This window comes from Kribbella qitaiheensis, from assembly GCF_042657745.1.
Classification (GTDB): Bacteria; Actinomycetota; Actinomycetes; order Propionibacteriales; family Kribbellaceae; genus Kribbella; species Kribbella qitaiheensis.
The window spans coordinates 116,140-131,308 of record NZ_JBHSKE010000005.1 but is presented as its reverse complement, the minus strand read 5'-3'; the positions used below and the strand labels follow the sequence as shown (position 1 = coordinate 131,308).

The following is a 15,169-nucleotide window of genomic DNA, read 5'->3' as shown; positions in this document are numbered from 1 at the left end:
ATCGTGACAGGCTGGAGGGGTGGATGACCTCTTCGCACCTTCGGATGTCAGCTGGACGCCGGTCTCGCCGAAGCTCGCGACGGTGCGCAGGCTGAACGCGGCGATCATGTTCGGCCTGCTGGCGATCGCGGGCCTGCTGCTGTTCGGCCTGCTGATGGACTGGCTGTACGGCGTACTGGCCCTGGTGGTCGCCGCGATCGGGCTCGCCTGGTCCTGGGTCCTGATCGGGCGCAACCAGCGGTCCTGGAAGTACGCCGAGCGCGAGGACGAGCTGCTGGTCAGCCACGGCATCATGTTCCGCCAGCTGGTGGTCGTGCCGTACGGGCGGATGCAGTTCGTCGACGTGGCCGCCGGGCCGTTGGAGCGCGCGTTCGACCTGGCGACGGTGGAGCTGCACACCGCGACTCCAGCGACGGACGCGAAGATCCCCGGGCTGCATCCGGACGAGGCGGCTCGCCTGCGTGACCGGTTGTCCGCCCTCGGTCAGGCGCAGGCGTGGGGCCTGTGACCGAGCCGTCAGCGCCCTCCGAAGCGCCGGAGATCCGGCAGGCCGAGGCCGGCGGGGCCCGGCTGCACCCGCTGACCCCGTTCGTGAAGGGCTGGGGGTACTTCGTCGTGGCCGCGTTCGCGATGGCCAACAACGAGGGCCTGCGCAGCGACCTGACGATCGCCGGCCTCGGGCTACTCGCGGTACTGGTGGGCGGGATCCTGCTCGGCGCGCTGTCCTGGTGGTTCACCAAGTGGCAGCTGACCGCGGACGCGATCCGGGTGGACAGCGGGTTCCTGTTCCGCCGGACCCGGATCATCCGGTTCGACCGGATCCAGGCGATCGACGTGGCCCAGCCGTTCGTGGCCCGGCTGTTCGGCATGGCCGAGCTGCGGATGGACGTGGCCGGCGGCGGCAAGAGCGACGGCCGGCTGAGCTACTTCAGGTACGACGAGGCGTTGAACCTGCGGGCGATCCTGCTGTACCGGGCCAAGGGTGAGCAGGCCGCCGAGCAGCAGGTTCCGCAGGTGGAGCCGGAGCCGCTCCTGGTGGTTCCCACCGGCCGGCTGCTCGGTGCGACGCTGCTGTCGTCGACAGTGCTCGCGAGTACGGCCGCCCTGATCTGGTTGATCGCCGCGACCACGGTGCTGGAGTTCCACATCGGTCTGTTCGCCGCTCTCCCGCTGCTGCTCGGTGTCGTGCAGCCGATCTGGAAGCAGGTCGTCGGCAACCACAGGTTCACCCTGTCCGAGACGCACGACGGGCTGCGGACGAAGCGCGGCCTGTTCGACCTGCAGCGCCAGACGGTACCGCCGGGCCGCGTCCAGGGTCTGTTGATCACCGAACCGCTGATCTGGCGGCTGCTGGGCTGGTCCCGGGTGGATCTGGACATCGCGGGCGTCGTCGGTGGCAACGGTGGCGACGGCGAGGACAGGAACGACGGAGCTCAGCTTCTCCCGGTCGGCGAGCGTCAGGAGGTGGCCGGCGTCCTCGCCAGGGTGCTGCCCGGCTTCGACCTGGCCGCGATCGAGATGCACCGCGCCCCGGAGCGGGCGAAGTGGCTGCGTCCGATCGGCTGGCGCTACCTGGCCTACGGAGTGGACGACCAGGTCCTGGTGACCACCCGCGGGTGGGTGAGCCGGCGTACGTCCATCGTGCTTCACCACAAGACGCAGTCGGTCCGTCTCCAGCAGGGACCGCTGCAGCGCCGTCTAGGGCTCGCCAACGTCCATGTAGACACTCCGCAAGGCCCGACCGACGCTGTGGCCCTCCATCGCGACCTGGCGGAAGCTGCGGCCCTCCTGGAGGCTCAGGCGGACAGAGCCCGCGAGGCCCGCCGTACTGCGGACTCCCCGGCCGCCGTCCACACCCAGCCGAAGGCGCCGAGCCCCGACGGGTCCAGCAGCTCTGCGGCCTCTCCTGCGGACGACAGCTCAGCCAGGTAGCGCAGGGGCTCCTCACGGGCCAACTCCTGGCTGGGCCGGGCTGCGGTGATGCCCAGGGCCTGCAGAGCCCCTCGCTGGGTGGTCACCGTGCCGCCCAGCGAGTCCAGCGCGACGTGCGCCGTGATGTCACACGAGCCATCCGGCACCGGGTCGCACTCGCGCCCGTTCCGGAATCCCGTCATGGTCCCGTACGGCGGCCTGCCGGCGCGCAGGTGTCCGTAGTCGATCGCGACGGCGACAGCACCTTCCTCGAGCCTGCCGAGCACGTCCACCCAGGCCTCGTCGCGGGTGATCCCGATCTCGGCCCGGTCGCCGGGCTCCAGCAGCGGCCACCACTTCTCCAGCCACACCAGGTCGTTGCCCTCCACAACCTCACCCGGAGTGAGGTCCGGTCCCAGGTAGCGCGGGACGCCGGCCGGGTCCAGCTCGGCCAGCTCGCACGGGACGTTGTCGAGCCACTCGTTCGCGATCACCAGGCCGGTCAACCGGTCGGGCAACTCGTCGTCGAGCTCGATGTCCAGCACCTGCAGACCTTCGGCGCGCAGCACCTCGCCGAGTTCCCCCGAGCCGGCGGCGATGTCGACCACCTGGGAGGCCCCGACGCCACGGGCCAGCCGCGCGATCGCCTGGCCGAACAACCCGGACGCATGCACCGAAGTACGGAAGTGGGCCGCGGGGCGTTCTCGACGGTAGAAGCCCTCGGGACCGTAGAGCGCCTGGTCCCAGGCCTGCCGGAAGGTCGTCATCCCAGCGGGACCGACCCGGTCAGCTGCCACACCTGGTCGTCGCCCTCGCGCCAGATGGTCAGGTCGTCGAGCGTCACGGTCGGGGCCGGAGCGGCGGCGAGAGCAGCCTGGACCTCGGGCAGCACCGGGTCGTTGTCCTGCGCGGAGATCGTCAGGTGCGGATGCGGGTCGGGGTGGTCGCCACCGTAGGGCGGGCACTCGGGGAACGCGCTGATCACCGTCCGCACCAGAGCGCGCACTTGGTCGAAGGGCTCGGGCCGGAGCCAGACGGGGCCATTCGGGAACTGCTCGGCAGTGGGGAAGCTGAGCTCGAACGACCGCACCTCCGAGACCGCGTCGGTCAGCCGCTGGACGTGTTCAGGCGTCGGGTTCTTGAGCCAGGGCACCAGCACGGTCACGTGCGGCGGGATCAGCTCGGACAGCGCCAGGTCGGGCCGGGCCGACGGGAACGTCGCCGTCCGCCAGCGATCGGTGTACTCGGCGAGCTCAGGCACGGCGATCAGGATCGCGGTCAGCCCCGACCGCTTCGCCCAGGGGTCTTGTCCGTTCACCGGCACATCGTCCCACCTGTGACGAACAACTCGACCTCATCCCCGCCGCCAGCACTACCCTGTTCTGAACCGCATCAATCGTCTGGTACCCCGATCCGCCTGGGGACTGGAACGTAGAGAGTGGACATGGAACGCATCGGCATCATCGGCTCCGGCCGGGCCGGCAGCGCCTTGGGAGCAGCCCTGGCGTCCGCCGGACATCCCGTCACCGGTCTCACCGCGCGCTCGCGGGCGTCACTCGACCGCGCCGCGCGGCTTCTTCCGCACGTACCCGTCCTCTCGCCCGACGAGGTGACCACCCGCGCCGACGTGGTCCTGGTCGCCGTACCGGACGACGCGATCACCCAGGTCGCGGCCGGTCTTCCGCTGACGCCGAACCAGTACGTCGTACACCTGTCCGGCGCGCACGGGTTGTCCGTGCTGGCCGGGGTCCAGGCGATCCCGGTGGCGCTGCACCCGCCGATGACTTTCACGGGCGGCCCGGCAGACCTCACGGACGTCGTGTTCACGGCGACCGCCCCGGAAGAGGCACGGGAGGTCGTCGAGCGGCTGGTGAAGAGCCTCGGGGCCGGTGTGCAGTGGGTCGCGGAGGAGGACCGGGCGCTGTACCACGCGGGCGTCGTACACGGCGCGAACCACCTCACCACCCTGCTCGTACAGGCGTTCGAGGTCCTCCGCGAGGCCGGGATCGCCGACCCGGCGGCAACACTGCGGCCCTTGCTGATCGCAACTCTCGACAACACGCTGCGGTCCGGTCATGATGCGCTCACCGGGCCGATCGCGCGCGGCGACGTGGACACGGTGGCTGGCCACCTGGCGGTACTGCGGGGCCGCACCGCGAGCACGTACGCCGAGCTGGCCGGGGCGACGGTGGACCTGGCGGCAGCGGACGGACGACTGGACCACACGACGGCAGAGCGGTTCCGGCAGGTGTTGGCGGCAGGGGTGCTGGAGCGGGATCGAACAGGGGAGGCACCGGCGTGAGACTCACCCAGACCAAGGCGGAGTTGCGGGCGGCCGCGGCGATCCGGCCTCGGGCGGTCGTGATGACGATGGGCGCCCTGCACGAAGGCCATGCGGCGTTGCTCGCCGAGGCTCGCGAACGCGTCGGGCCGGACGGCAGCGTGGTGCTGACCATCTTCGTGAACCCGTTGCAGTTCGGGCCGACCGAGGACTTCGACCGGTATCCGCGGACGCTGGCCAGTGACCTTGCGATCGCCAAGAGCGAGGGCGTCGACCTGGTCTTCAACCCGTCCCGCGACGAGCTCTACCCGAACGAACCGTCCATCACGGTCCATCCCGGGCCGCTGGCGGACGAGCTCGAGGGGATGGTCCGGCCGGGTCACTTCGCCGGCGTCCTGACCGTGGTGTCGAAGATGCTGCACCTGACCTCGCCGGACCTGGCGCTGTTCGGGGAGAAGGACTACCAGCAGCTGACGCTGATCCGCGAGATGGTGTGCGACCTGGACATGGACGTCGACATCGTGCCGGTGCAGACCGTGCGCGAGGCGGACGGACTCGCGCTCTCGTCACGCAACCGCTATCTCAACGAGACCGAGCGTGACGAGGCTCTGGTGCTCTACCGGGCGCTCACCGCGGGCGCGAAGGCGGGCATGAACGGGCCTGACGCCGTCCTGGCCGCCGCCCACGCCGAGCTGGAGGCCGTTCCATCGGTGGAGATCGACTACCTGGCACTCAGAGCACCGGACCTGGGTCCGGTGATCGGCCCAGGCGAAGCCCGCATGCTCATCGCCGCCCGCGTAGGGACCACTCGTCTCATTGACAACATTTCCATCACCCTCCGATGAAACCGGTTGATACGGTCGCCGGATGACTGCTCCTGCTGTGCCGCAGCGATTGGCTGCGCCCGAACCCGGCTGGACCGACACCGTGGACGTGGTGGTGATCGGCTCGGGGATCGCGGGGCTGACGGCCGCCCTGCGCGCCCGGGAGCTCGGCTCGGTGCTCGTGGTGACCAAGGACGTCGTCGCCTCGGGTTCCACGCAATGGGCCCAGGGCGGGATCGCCGCGGCACTCGGTCCGGGTGACTCCCCGGAGGACCACCTGAAGGACACCCTGGTGGCAGGTGCCGGGCTGTCCGACCCGACCGCCGTACGGGTGCTCGTGACCGAGGGACCCGAAGCGGTCCGCGACCTGATGGACCTGGGCGCGCGGTTCGACACCCAGGCCGGGGGAGACCTGTCACTGACCCGCGAGGGCGGCCACCACCGCAACCGGATCGCGCACGCCGGCGGGGACGCCACCGGCGCGGAGATCGAGCGGGCACTGGTCGCCGCGGTGAATCGGGCCGACGACATCCGCATCATCGAACACGCGCTGGTGCTGGACCTGCTGACGGCCGAGGACGGTGCGGTCGCGGGCGTCACCCTGCACGTGATGGGCGAGGGCCAGCTGGACGGCGTCGGGGCGATCCGCAGCCGCGCGGTGATCCTCGCGTCGGGCGGACTGGGCCAGCTGTACGCCGCGACGACGAACCCGAGTGTCTCCACCGGCGACGGTATGGCGCTGGCGCTGCGGGCCGGGGCGAAGGTGCGGGACCTGGAGTTCATCCAGTTCCACCCGACCGTGCTGTGGCTCGGCAAGAGCGCCAAAGGCCAGCAGCCGTTGGTGTCCGAGGCCGTCCGGGGCGAGGGCGCGTTCCTCGTCGACCACGAGGGCAACCGCTTCATGCAGGGGCAGCACGAGCTCGCCGACCTCGCCCCGCGCGACATCGTGGCGAAGGCGATCATGCGGCAAATGCTTGCCACCGGCAAGGATCACGTCTACCTCGACGCCCGGCACTTCGGCGACGAGAAGTGGCGGGTGCGGTTCCCGACCATCCTGGCCTCCTGCCGGTCGCACGGCATCGACCCGGTCCGCGAGCTGATCCCGGTCGCCCCCGCGTGCCACTACTCCTCCGGCGGAGTCTGGACCGACCTGTACGGCCAGACCTCGGTGCCGGGGTTGTACGCCTGCGGCGAGGTTGCCTGTACCGGCGTGCACGGCGCGAACCGGCTCGCCTCGAACTCCTTGCTCGAAGGACTCGTCTTCGCCCGGCGGATCGCCGGATCCCTGGCCGAGAAGATGCCGGTACTGCGAGAGCCCGCGGTCGATCACCGAGTGCCCGGGCTGGTGGACGCGGACGTCGTACCGGAGTTGCAGCGGGTGATGACGGTCGGTGCCGGCGTGATCCGGAGCGCCGGCGGGCTGTCAGAGGCGGGTGCAACCCTCGGCAAGCTGATCGAGCAGCCGGCCGGAGATCCGGGAACACCCGGATGGGAGGCGACGAACCTGATCACGGTCGCGGCCGCCCTGATCGCCGCGGCTACCACCCGGGAGGAGAGCCGCGGCTCGCACTGGCGGGAGGATCACCCGGATCGTGACGACCGGAAGTGGTCCGGCAGTCTGGACATCACTCTTCCGGCCGAGGAAGATTCGGCCCGGCCCGCCACGACATTCGTGGCGCACCAGGCAGCAGAAACAACAGCAACAGGCGAAGCATCACCGGAGGGGAAGTAGCAGCATGGATGAAACACTCGACAGGCCGTGGGTCGAGGACCTCGTCCGGGCCACCATCGAGGAGGACCTGGCCGGAGGCGTGGACGTCACGACCACGGCCACCGTCGAGGCGGACCAGGTCTCGGTGGCGGAGTTCGTGGCCCGGGCCGACGGCGTGGTCGCGGGTCTGCAGATCGCCGAGCTGGTGCTCCGCCTGGTCGCGGGCAAGGAAGAGGTCGAGATCGAGCACTCGGTCGCGGACGGCGCCACCGTCAAGGCCGGTGACGTCCTGATGACCGTGCGCGGCAAGACCCGGCAGTTGCTGACGGCCGAGCGCACCACGCTGAACCTGCTCTGCCACCTGTCCGGCGTCGCCACGCTGACGAGTCGCTGGGTCGCGGCGGTCGACGGTACCGGAGCGGTCATCCGCGACACCCGCAAGACGATGCCGCTGCTGCGCTCGCTGGAGAAGTACGCTGTCCGCTGCGGCGGCGGCAAGAACCACCGGATGGCGCTGTCCGACGCCGCCCTGATCAAGGACAACCACGTGATCGCCGCGGGCGGCGTGGCCGAGGCGTACCGGCTGGTCCGCAAGGCCTATCCGGACATCTCGATCGAGGTCGAGGTTGACTCCGTGGACGACGCGGTGATCGCCGTCGAGTCCGGTGCTGAGCTGATCCTGCTCGACAACATGCCCGTGGAGCAGTTGCGCGAGGCAGTGGAGAAGGTGGCAGGCCGGGCCCGGCTCGAGGCCTCCGGCGGGCTCACGCTGGAGATGGCCCGCGAGGTCGCCGAGACCGGCGTGAACTTCCTCGCCGTCGGCGCCCTGACCCACTCTGCGCCCGTCCTCGACATCGGCATGGACCTCCAGGCGGCCTGATGCTGCTCGCCGTCGCCGTCGAGAACACCCGGACGCTGGTCGGCCTGATCGACGAGGACACGGTCAAGCGGCACTGGTGGGTGGGGACGGACTCCCGTCGTACGGCGGACGAGTGGGCGGTGCTGCTCGAGGGGCTGCTGACCGGGGAGTCCCCGGTCTCGGGAATCGCGGTCTGCTCCGCGGTCCCGCACGTCCTGCACGAACTCCGGGACGTGGTCGCGCGGTACTACCGCGACGTACCGAGCGTGGTCGTCGAGCCGGGCGTGAAGACCGGGCTTCCGGTGCTCGTGGACAACCCGCGCGAGGTGGGAACCGACCGGATCGCGAACGCGCTCGCCGCGGTCCACCGGTTCGGAGCCCCCTGCATCGTGGCGGACTTCGGTACTGCGACGACGGTGGACGTGGTCAACCCCGCCGGCGCGTTCGTCGGCGGGGCGATTGCCCCGGGCATCGAGAGCTCCGTGGACGCGCTCGGCGTCTCGGCGGCCCAGCTCCGCCGGGTGGAGCTCGTCCGCCCGCGGTCGGTGGTCGCCAAGAACACGGTGGAAGCGCTGCAGTCCGGCGCGATCTTCGGCTTCGCCGCGCTGGTCGACGGCCTGGTCACCCGGATCATCGCCGACCAGGGCCTGGACCGCTCGACCGTCACGGTGGTCGCGACCGGTGCGCTGGCTCCGTTGGTGGTTCCGGAATGCGCCCAGATCGACCACCACGAACCGTTCCTGACCCTGCACGGCCTGCACCAGGCCTTTGCCCGCAACAACTGATCCCCTTCGAAGTCCGATCGGGCAGTGTCACTGTCCGTTCGCGCCAGGTCACCGGATAACGGGGTTGTGCGCAGGGCGGTCAGAGGATCACCATGAGGACGAGCGACACCCGGGCGGGGAGGTCCGGGGCCACGGGGTGGGTTCGTGGTCGCATCGGCGCGGGTCGCTGTGATCCGGGGGAGGATCATGAGATCCGCATACCGTGTACTCGCAGGCCTCATCTCGCTCGGCGTCCTGGTCCAGGCGATGTCGATCGCGCTGGCGTGGTTCACCGTCCTGAAGGACATCGACGGCGGTGCCGTGCTCACCGAGAACTCCGACCGCAACTTCGGCCACAACCTGCACAGCATCTTCGGGATCATGGTCATCCCGTTGCTCGCGATCCTGTTGCTGATCGTCTCCTTCTTCGCGGGCGTCGCCGGCGGTGTGAAGTGGGCGGCGATCGTCTTCGGTCTGGTCGTGCTGCAGATCGCCCTGGCGTTCGTGGCCTTCGGCGTGCCCGCGATCGGTGCCTTGCACGGCGCCAACGCGCTGGCGCTGATCGGCGTCGCGGGCATCGCGGCCAGGCGGGCATCGGGCCCGCCGACACCGGCGACGACTGGCACCACGCCCACCCAGGCGTCCATCTAGATGCTCTTGGCAACGAGTAGCGGCCGGCGGAGCTGATGGCCCGCCGGCCGCCCCGCCGCGTCCTGATCGGCCTGCTGGCCACGATCGCGCTGCTGGCGCCGATCGGCTGGTTCTGGCAGCAGAGCCTGGTACCCGGCGGCCTGTCCGCGATGGACATGGGGTACGCCGATTTCGGCGGCGGCCCGTCGGTGGCGATGATGCACGCCGGCCACGGAACCGACCTGAGCACGCTGGCCGCGGCCCCGGACCGCCCGGCCGACGTCTCGGTGAACCTCGTCGCGCGCAAGGAACGCTTCGACATCCCCGGCCGTGGTCCGACCGAGGGCTACACGCTCAACCACACCTCGCCGGGCCCGGAGATCAAGGCGAAGAAGGGCGACCTGGTCGAGGTGACCCTGGTCAACGAGTCTGTCTCCGGGGGAATGACGCTGCACTGGCACGGCGTCGACGTACCGGCCGCGCAGGACGGCGTCGCCGGCGTCACCCAGGACGCGGTGATGCCCGGGCAGACGTTCAAGTACCGCTTCGTCGCTCCCGACGTCGGCACGTACTGGTACCACTCGCACCAGTTGTCGCACGAGCAGGTCAAGGGCGGCCTGTACGGCGTACTGGTGATCTCGCCCGGCCCCACTGACGTGGTCGCCGTGGCCCACACCTACGACAAGGTCCGCACGGTCAACGGCGGGTACGGCGAACGCCGGGTGCCCGGAGTTGCCGGAACCGCCGTGCGAGTCCGAGTGATCAACACGGACAACGGCCCGATGGCGTCGTGGGTCGACGGCGCGCCGTACAAGGTGGTCGCGGTGGACGGGACCGAGGTGAACGCGCCGACGCAGGTCGAGGGGAAGTCCGTGCTCGTGACCGCGGGCGGCCGGATCGATCTGGCCATCACCCTGCCGGCCAAGGCGATCCGGATCGGCCTGGGGGGCGGACCGACGACCCTGGTGATCGGCGAGGGCGACGCGCCGACCGGTAGCGAACCACCCGAGCCGGTCGATCTGCTGACCTACGGGAAGCCCGCCGCGCTGCCCTTTGACCCGTCAGCGGCGGATCGGAACTTCGAGTACCGGATCGGCCGCCGCCCGGGCTTCTTCGACGGCAAGCCCGGTCTGTGGTGGACGATCAACGGCCACCAGTTCCCCGACGTACCGATGTTCGTCGTGAAGCAGGGTGACGTGGTCAGGATGACTGTGAAGAACACCTCCGGCCAGGTCCACCCGATGCACCTGCACGGCCACCACGTGGTGGTCCTGAGCCGCAACGGCCGGCCGGCCTCCGGCAGCCCCTGGTGGGTCGACTCCCTCAACGTCGAGGACGACGAAACCTACGAGATCGCCTTCCTGGCCGACAACCCCGGCATCTGGATGGACCACTGCCACAACCTCCCGCACGCCGCGCAGGGCCTGGTCACCCACTTGATGTACGAGGGCGTCACCACCCCGTTCCACCTCGACGGCCCCAACGGCAACGAACCCGAGTAGGTCAGGCGTCGATCGGGCGGCCGACGGTGAGGGCCGCGCGCAGGGTGGCGGGGAGGCTGTTGTACGCCGGGTCGGGGGTGGTGCCGGTGGCGTCGAGGGTCTTGGAGAAGAAGCAGCGGGCGGCCGCGGCGAGGGCTACATCCAGGATGTCCTCGTCGGACAGGCCTTGCGCGCGGAGGGTGTCGACGTCGGCCTCGGTGATGGTGTGGGCGGCGACGGCAATCTTGCGGGCGAAGGACATGACGGCTCGATCGACCGGGTCGTCGGACGGCTCATGGACCAGCGCGGCGACCTCGTCGGGGGTCAGGAACTTCTCGGCCAGGACCTGGCCGTGGGCGAGGCAGCAGTAGCTGGACTTCAGCGCCGTCGCCGCGGCCAGCGTGGCGAGCTCGTAGCGGCGGAGGTCCATGCTCGCCTTGATCGCGCCGTTCAATTGCTTCCAGGCGTCGTAGACCGCGGGCCGGGCGGCGAACATCGTGACGAAGTTCGGGATGTGCCCGGCCGGCGAGCGGTTCTCCTCGAGGAAGCCCTCGGGCGGGTCGGACGGAGCGAGATAGGCCATGATTCCCCCGGAAGTCGTGTCGGCCACAAGTGTGTCCCATCGCGACCCGCGAAAGTGTTTTCTTGACTCACTCCAGATCAGCTGGAAAGCTGCGGTACATGTACCAGCTGATCTGCCGGAGCTGCGGGCGGATCGAGGACGTCGATCGCGCCGTGGGCGAGACGACCTGCCTGGGAGCCGACGACGGGAGCGGTTTCCGGATCGACGAGGCCGAGGTCACCTACTGGGGACTGTGCCCGGCCTGCGCGGCTGATCACGACACCAGCCAGCGGTCCACCGCTCAGCTGTAGGACCAGCCGGACCAGGTGTCGATCGCCACCGTGATGACCGGACCACGCGGTGGGTCCAGCCGGTACTGCGGGTACTTGGCGACGAGTGACTCCACCGCCGCCGGATTCTGCTCGTCCACCCGGGCCACGCCGTCGGCACGGACCCACCAGAGCTGGGACCAGTCGGCGTCGTACCGGTCGCACAGGACGGCGACGCGGGGATTCCAGGCGAGGTTGCGCAGCCGGCGCAGGTTCGTGGTGGACTTCGGCTTCTGGTCGATCGCGATCACGAGTTCGTCGCCGGCGAGGGCGAAGACGACCGGGACGATGTGCGGCCGGAGGTCCTCCCCGGTGGTGCCGAGGAACGCGCGCTCGGCCGTCCCGAGGTACTGTCGGCAGACCTCCGCCCCGAGTCTCACGGATCGACCCTACTGCCGGTCCGCGAGTTGTTCTGACTAGGTAAGGTCTAGCCGTCGCTGCTGTGAGGGTGGGGTGAGGCGAGATGGTCAGGGTGCGGGCTGTCTTGGCGATGGCTCTCGCGGTGCTCTGCGGAGCCACGGTGCTGACCGCGTGCTCCTCGGACCCGACGCCGAGCGGGGTCACGCTCGCCTGGGCCAGCGACAGCCGCCAGGCCGTCCGGGTCAGCTGGAAGGACTCGAACGCGCCGAACCGGATCACCATCGAAGGCGTGCTCAGCACCAGCCCGTCGTACGTGAAGTACCTGTCGGACAACGCGCCGAACACCTGGGACATCCCGAGCTCGGAGTTCCCGCCGGACGGCAACTACCGGATCGCGGTCGCGGTGGGGACGTCGACCGGCGGTGTCACCAGCAAGCCGGCCAGATCGCCGATGTTCGACACCGACGGCCCGGTCCGCCCGTCCGCCTCGGCCGCCATCCCGACCGGGAGTTCCGGCCAGGACGTGCTGGTCCGCTGGGCCGTGCCGGCGCCCCCGCAGGACTTCAGCCCCGACGATCCCCTCGACGTCACCGGGCGTCCCCAGCTCTACGTGCCGCTCGTCGGCCGGCCGGGGGAGCAGCTGCGCGCGATGGGACCGGGCACCACCTCCACCCGGATAGTGCTCAAGGACCTGAAGCCCCCGTACCTCTTCCAGCTCCGCTCCCAGAACGAATGGACCTCCGCGGTCGGCGGCGAGATCGCGGGCCGGACCAGTACGACGACCGCGTCGGTCCCCGGGTCGGCGCAGTTCAGCGTGGCCATGAGGATCCGCGGCCGGGCGATCCTGCAGGAGGTCCGCTGCGCCCCGGAGACCAGTTGCGTGCAGCAACGAACCACTTCGGCCGGACTGCCGGTGGTCGTCCTCACGCAGGTCAAGCCGCGCGCCCCGTGGACCCCTGCGGGTCGCGGCATCACCAGCACGGGCGGGTACTACGACATACCGGTCACCGCCGCGGGCACCCGTCCGTACATGGTCACCGTGCCGCTCTACAGCGGGGTGGGATCGGTGGTGAGTTCCTCGACGAGCAAGGCGGCGGTGACGAGGGGCGTCGTACGGGTCGCATCGGCCGGATTCATCGGCGGGGCGTCGCGGCGGCGGGGTGAGACGATCACGGTCTACGCGATCGTGAAGCCGCCGATGAACTCGGTCGCGTTGCTGCAACAGTGGAACCGAGTGTCCAAGAGGTGGAACAACGTCAAGCGGGTGCGGATCCTGCGGGGCCAGGTGGTGTACCCCTTCAAGGCCGCGCGGCCGGGTCTCTTCGTCTTCCGGTACGTGCTGCCGAGCGCGACGTTCCTGGGCCGGCCGCTCTACAGCACGGTCACGCCGCACCTGAGGCTAAGCATCCGCTGACGTCTCGACCGCCATCGGCCCCGCCTCCAGCGACTGGGCATCAGCCCGCTCGCCGCGGCGTTTGCGCAGTTTGTAGCCGGCGTACGCCGCGACCACGGCGACGGCGATCACCACGAGAGCCCAGACCGAGACTTCCCCGAAGATCTTGTCCGCGTTGTCGCCGACCTTGAACGCGACGATGCCGATCGTCGTCGCCCAGGCGATCCCGCCGGCCGTGTTGGCGGCGAGGAACCGCGGGTACGGCATCCGCAGCGTGCCCGCCATCGGTCCGGCGAAGATCCGCAGCAGCGCGACGAACCGGCCGAAGAAGACGGTCCAGACGCCGTACTTGTGGAAGTACTTCTCGGCCTTCTCGATCCGGTCCGGCGAGAAGTGGTGGAACCGGCGACCGAGCCGCTCGAACAGCCCGCGCCCCGCCTGGCGCCCGATGAAGTAGCCGACCGAGTCCCCGATGATGGCGCCGGTCGCTGCCGCCGCGATCACGATCGCCAGGTTCAGGTCACCCTGCGAAGCCAGCAGCGAGGCGGCGATCAGCGTGGTCTCGCCCGGCAGCGGCACCCCCATGCTCTCGATGCCGATGACCAGCCCGACGACGAGATACGCCAGTACGGCGACGCCGCCGGTCGGTACAGCGATGGCCAGCGCGTCCAGTGTTGATCCCCCCATACCTCCATCCTGGCACCCGCGCGCAAGCGTTTAGCTGATCTGTGAGCTATTCCCGGGGAATTTCAGGGTGCGTCCCGTTGAACGCCTTCGTAACGTTCTGTAGCGCCGCCGTGACCTCGGACGGGATCACCCAGAAGGTGTTGCCCGGACCCTTGGCGAGCTCGGGCAGCATCTGCAAGTACTGGTAGGCCAGGAGTTTCGGGTCCGGGTCGTTGCGGTGGATCGCCTCGAAGACCGTGTCGATCGCCTTCGCCTGGCCCTCGGCACGCAGGATCGCGGCCTGCCGGTCACCCTCCGCGGTCAGGATCCGGGACTGCCGCACGCCCTCGGCAGTGAGGATCGCGGCCCGCTTCTCCCGGTCCGCTCGCATCTGCTTCTCCATCGATTCCTTGATCGACGGCGGCGGGTCGATCGCCTTCAGCTCGACCCGGTTCACCCGGATACCCCACTTGCCGGAGGCCTCGTCCAGCACCCCGCGCAGCTGCGAGTTGATGTGCTCGCGCGACGTCAGCACCTTCTCCAGGTCCAGGCTGCCGATCACGTTGCGCAGTGTGGTGACGGTGAGCTGCTCGATCGCCTGCTCGAAGTTGGCGATCTCGTACGCCGCCGCGCGGGGATCGGTGACCTGGACATAGAGCACCGTGTCGATGTCGACGACCAGGTTGTCCTCGGTGATCACCGAGCGCGGCTCGAACGAGATCACCTGCTCGCGCAGGTCGATCAGTTGCCGGGGCCGGTCGACGAACGGGATGAGGATGTTCAGCCCGGGCTCGAGCGTGCGCAGATAGCGACCGAGCCGCTCCACGTTGCTCGCCCTGGCCTGCGGGATGATGCGGACGGTACGCAGGACCAGCACGACGGCCAGCAGGGCCACCACGATCCCGACGATCAGTTCGGCCATGGATCCTCCCGGGGATGCACGAGGGCTGTGGCGCCCTCGATCGCGAATACGTCGACGGTGGTCCCGGTCGGGATCAGGACGTCGGGATCGTAGGACCGCGCGCTCCACTCCTCGCCGCCGATCCGGACCCGGCCGGGCTCCCGTCCGACCGGGCTCAGGACCACCGCTTCCCGCCCGATCAGGGCGGCCACGCCGGTCCGTAGCTGCGGGTGCGAGTTGAGGTGCCGGCGAGCGACCGGCCGGACCAGTGTGATCATCGCGGCGGCCGTCACGGCGAAGGCGAGCAGTTGCAGCCCCACGCTCAGGCCGAGGGCGGCGATCGCGGCCGCGGCCAGTGCTGCGACAGCGAACAGCAGCAAGTCAAGTGTGGCCGTCAGCAGCTCGGCGATACCGAGCACCGCGGCAATGGCCAGCCAGAGAAGCCAGGACTGCATGTGATCACCTGCGCGGCGGAGAAACCCTCTCCTTCGAAGGTA

At 69.8% G+C, this 15,169-nt stretch carries 17 protein-coding genes and 1 pseudogene; 11 read left to right on the top strand and 7 right to left on the bottom strand.

All coding sequences use genetic code 11. The features are described 5' to 3' along the window. Positions 1-19 precede the first annotated feature (19 nt). Both ACFPJ1_RS03695 and ACFPJ1_RS03690 read left to right on the top strand, forming a co-directional pair. Positions 20-508 carry a PH domain-containing protein gene (locus tag ACFPJ1_RS03695; protein ID WP_380101376.1) on the top strand — a complete coding sequence of 163 codons (489 nt, stop codon included), beginning with the start codon at positions 20-22 and terminating at the stop codon, positions 506-508. Continuing rightward, on the top strand, positions 505-1,932 hold the full coding sequence (locus ACFPJ1_RS03690; protein WP_380101375.1) for a PH domain-containing protein: 1,428 nt from the start codon (positions 505-507) through the stop codon (positions 1,930-1,932). The genes ACFPJ1_RS03695 and ACFPJ1_RS03690 overlap by 4 nt, the downstream gene beginning before the upstream one ends. Before the next feature lie 62 nt (positions 1,933-1,994). On the opposite strand, the pseudogene ACFPJ1_RS03685 reads toward ACFPJ1_RS03690, so the two are convergent. Further along, a pseudogene (locus tag ACFPJ1_RS03685) lies at positions 1,995-2,678 on the bottom strand (SAM-dependent methyltransferase); the annotation flags it as partial. Beyond that, positions 2,675-3,229, bottom strand: coding sequence for a 2'-5' RNA ligase family protein (locus ACFPJ1_RS03680; protein ID WP_380101374.1), 555 nt, complete (start codon positions 3,227-3,229; stop codon positions 2,675-2,677). The pseudogene ACFPJ1_RS03685 and the gene ACFPJ1_RS03680, both read right to left, overlap by 4 nt. A 126-nt stretch (positions 3,230-3,355) precedes the next feature. Between ACFPJ1_RS03680 and ACFPJ1_RS03675 the strand changes: the two genes are divergently transcribed. The 7 genes from ACFPJ1_RS03675 (at position 3,356) to ACFPJ1_RS03645 (ending at position 10,482) form a co-directional block, all read left to right on the top strand. Beyond that, on the top strand, positions 3,356-4,213 hold the full coding sequence (locus ACFPJ1_RS03675; protein WP_380101373.1) for a Rossmann-like and DUF2520 domain-containing protein: 858 nt from the start codon (positions 3,356-3,358) through the stop codon (positions 4,211-4,213). Continuing rightward, positions 4,210-5,037: a pantoate--beta-alanine ligase gene (gene panC, locus ACFPJ1_RS03670; protein ID WP_380101372.1), complete on the top strand. Its 828-nt coding sequence runs from the start codon at positions 4,210-4,212 to the stop codon at positions 5,035-5,037. The genes ACFPJ1_RS03675 and panC overlap by 4 nt, the downstream gene beginning before the upstream one ends. Positions 5,038-5,059: 22 nt before the next feature. After that, the gene (locus tag ACFPJ1_RS03665; RefSeq protein ID WP_380101371.1) at positions 5,060-6,748 is read left to right on the top strand and encodes an L-aspartate oxidase; all 1,689 of its coding nucleotides are present in this window, start codon (positions 5,060-5,062) and stop codon (positions 6,746-6,748) included. A 4-nt stretch (positions 6,749-6,752) separates the two neighbouring features. Further along, entirely contained in the window at positions 6,753-7,607 is an 855-nt protein-coding gene (gene nadC, locus ACFPJ1_RS03660) for a carboxylating nicotinate-nucleotide diphosphorylase (protein ID WP_380101370.1), read from the top strand. Further along, positions 7,607-8,371, top strand: a complete 765-nt coding sequence (locus ACFPJ1_RS03655; protein WP_380101369.1) for a type III pantothenate kinase — start codon at positions 7,607-7,609, stop codon at positions 8,369-8,371. Before nadC ends, ACFPJ1_RS03655 begins: the two co-directional genes overlap by 1 nt. Before the next feature lie 186 nt (positions 8,372-8,557). Further along, positions 8,558-9,001 carry a hypothetical protein gene (locus ACFPJ1_RS03650; protein WP_380101368.1) on the top strand — a complete coding sequence of 148 codons (444 nt, stop codon included), beginning with the start codon at positions 8,558-8,560 and terminating at the stop codon, positions 8,999-9,001. A 35-nt stretch (positions 9,002-9,036) separates the two neighbouring features. Next, positions 9,037-10,482, top strand: a complete 1,446-nt coding sequence (locus tag ACFPJ1_RS03645; RefSeq protein WP_380101367.1) for a multicopper oxidase family protein — start codon at positions 9,037-9,039, stop codon at positions 10,480-10,482. 1 nt (position 10,483) lies between these two features. On the opposite strand, the gene ACFPJ1_RS03640 is transcribed toward ACFPJ1_RS03645, so the two are convergent. After that, complete coding sequence (locus ACFPJ1_RS03640; RefSeq protein WP_380101366.1) at positions 10,484-11,044, bottom strand: carboxymuconolactone decarboxylase family protein; 561 nt, start codon at positions 11,042-11,044, stop codon at positions 10,484-10,486. Positions 11,045-11,142: 98 nt separating this feature from the next. On the opposite strand from ACFPJ1_RS03640, the gene ACFPJ1_RS03635 reads away from it, so the two are divergent. After that, complete coding sequence (locus ACFPJ1_RS03635; protein WP_380101365.1) at positions 11,143-11,334, top strand: hypothetical protein; 192 nt, start codon at positions 11,143-11,145, stop codon at positions 11,332-11,334. On the opposite strand, the gene ACFPJ1_RS03630 is transcribed toward ACFPJ1_RS03635, so the two are convergent. Further along, a complete protein-coding gene (locus ACFPJ1_RS03630; protein ID WP_380101364.1) occupies positions 11,325-11,732 on the bottom strand; it encodes a TIGR03668 family PPOX class F420-dependent oxidoreductase in 408 nt (135 codons plus the stop codon). The genes ACFPJ1_RS03635 and ACFPJ1_RS03630 overlap by 10 nt on opposite strands. 83 nt (positions 11,733-11,815) lie before the next feature. On the opposite strand from ACFPJ1_RS03630, the gene ACFPJ1_RS03625 reads away from it, so the two are divergent. Beyond that, positions 11,816-13,126, top strand: coding sequence for a hypothetical protein (locus tag ACFPJ1_RS03625; protein ID WP_380101363.1), 1,311 nt, complete (start codon positions 11,816-11,818; stop codon positions 13,124-13,126). Here the strand turns inward: ACFPJ1_RS03625 and ACFPJ1_RS03620 are convergent. The 3 genes from ACFPJ1_RS03620 to ACFPJ1_RS03610 are packed head-to-tail and all read right to left on the bottom strand — an operon-like array spanning position 13,112 to position 15,127. Then, positions 13,112-13,792: a DedA family protein gene (locus tag ACFPJ1_RS03620; protein WP_380101362.1), complete on the bottom strand. Its 681-nt coding sequence runs from the start codon at positions 13,790-13,792 to the stop codon at positions 13,112-13,114. The genes ACFPJ1_RS03625 and ACFPJ1_RS03620 overlap by 15 nt on opposite strands. Positions 13,793-13,838: 46 nt before the next feature. Continuing rightward, complete coding sequence (locus tag ACFPJ1_RS03615) at positions 13,839-14,693, bottom strand: SPFH domain-containing protein (RefSeq protein ID WP_380101361.1); 855 nt, start codon at positions 14,691-14,693, stop codon at positions 13,839-13,841. Further along, positions 14,681-15,127: an NfeD family protein gene (locus ACFPJ1_RS03610; RefSeq protein ID WP_380101360.1), complete on the bottom strand. Its 447-nt coding sequence runs from the start codon at positions 15,125-15,127 to the stop codon at positions 14,681-14,683. The genes ACFPJ1_RS03615 and ACFPJ1_RS03610 overlap by 13 nt, the downstream gene beginning before the upstream one ends. Between the last annotated feature and the right edge of the window lie 42 nt (positions 15,128-15,169).

Excerpts from the sequence above, each read along its gene's own strand:
- ACFPJ1_RS03675 (WP_380101373.1), top strand. The coding sequence starts at position 3,356 with ATGGAACGCATCGGCATCATCGGCTCCGGCCGGGCCGGCAGCGCCTTG.
- ACFPJ1_RS03665 (WP_380101371.1), top strand. The coding sequence starts at position 5,060 with ATGACTGCTCCTGCTGTGCCGCAGCGATTGGCTGCGCCCGAACCCGGC.
- nadC (WP_380101370.1), top strand. The coding sequence starts at position 6,753 with ATGGATGAAACACTCGACAGGCCGTGGGTCGAGGACCTCGTCCGGGCC.
- ACFPJ1_RS03655 (WP_380101369.1), top strand. The coding sequence starts at position 7,607 with ATGCTGCTCGCCGTCGCCGTCGAGAACACCCGGACGCTGGTCGGCCTG.
- ACFPJ1_RS03650 (WP_380101368.1), top strand. The coding sequence starts at position 8,558 with ATGAGATCCGCATACCGTGTACTCGCAGGCCTCATCTCGCTCGGCGTC.
- ACFPJ1_RS03645 (WP_380101367.1), top strand. The coding sequence starts at position 9,037 with ATGGCCCGCCGGCCGCCCCGCCGCGTCCTGATCGGCCTGCTGGCCACG.
- ACFPJ1_RS03640 (WP_380101366.1), bottom strand. The coding sequence starts at position 11,044 with ATGGCCTATCTCGCTCCGTCCGACCCGCCCGAGGGCTTCCTCGAGGAG.
- ACFPJ1_RS03635 (WP_380101365.1), top strand. The coding sequence starts at position 11,143 with ATGTACCAGCTGATCTGCCGGAGCTGCGGGCGGATCGAGGACGTCGAT.
- ACFPJ1_RS03625 (WP_380101363.1), top strand. The coding sequence starts at position 11,816 with ATGGTCAGGGTGCGGGCTGTCTTGGCGATGGCTCTCGCGGTGCTCTGC.
- ACFPJ1_RS03620 (WP_380101362.1), bottom strand. The coding sequence starts at position 13,792 with ATGGGGGGATCAACACTGGACGCGCTGGCCATCGCTGTACCGACCGGC.
- ACFPJ1_RS03615 (WP_380101361.1), bottom strand. The coding sequence starts at position 14,693 with ATGGCCGAACTGATCGTCGGGATCGTGGTGGCCCTGCTGGCCGTCGTG.
- ACFPJ1_RS03610 (WP_380101360.1), bottom strand. The coding sequence starts at position 15,127 with ATGCAGTCCTGGCTTCTCTGGCTGGCCATTGCCGCGGTGCTCGGTATC.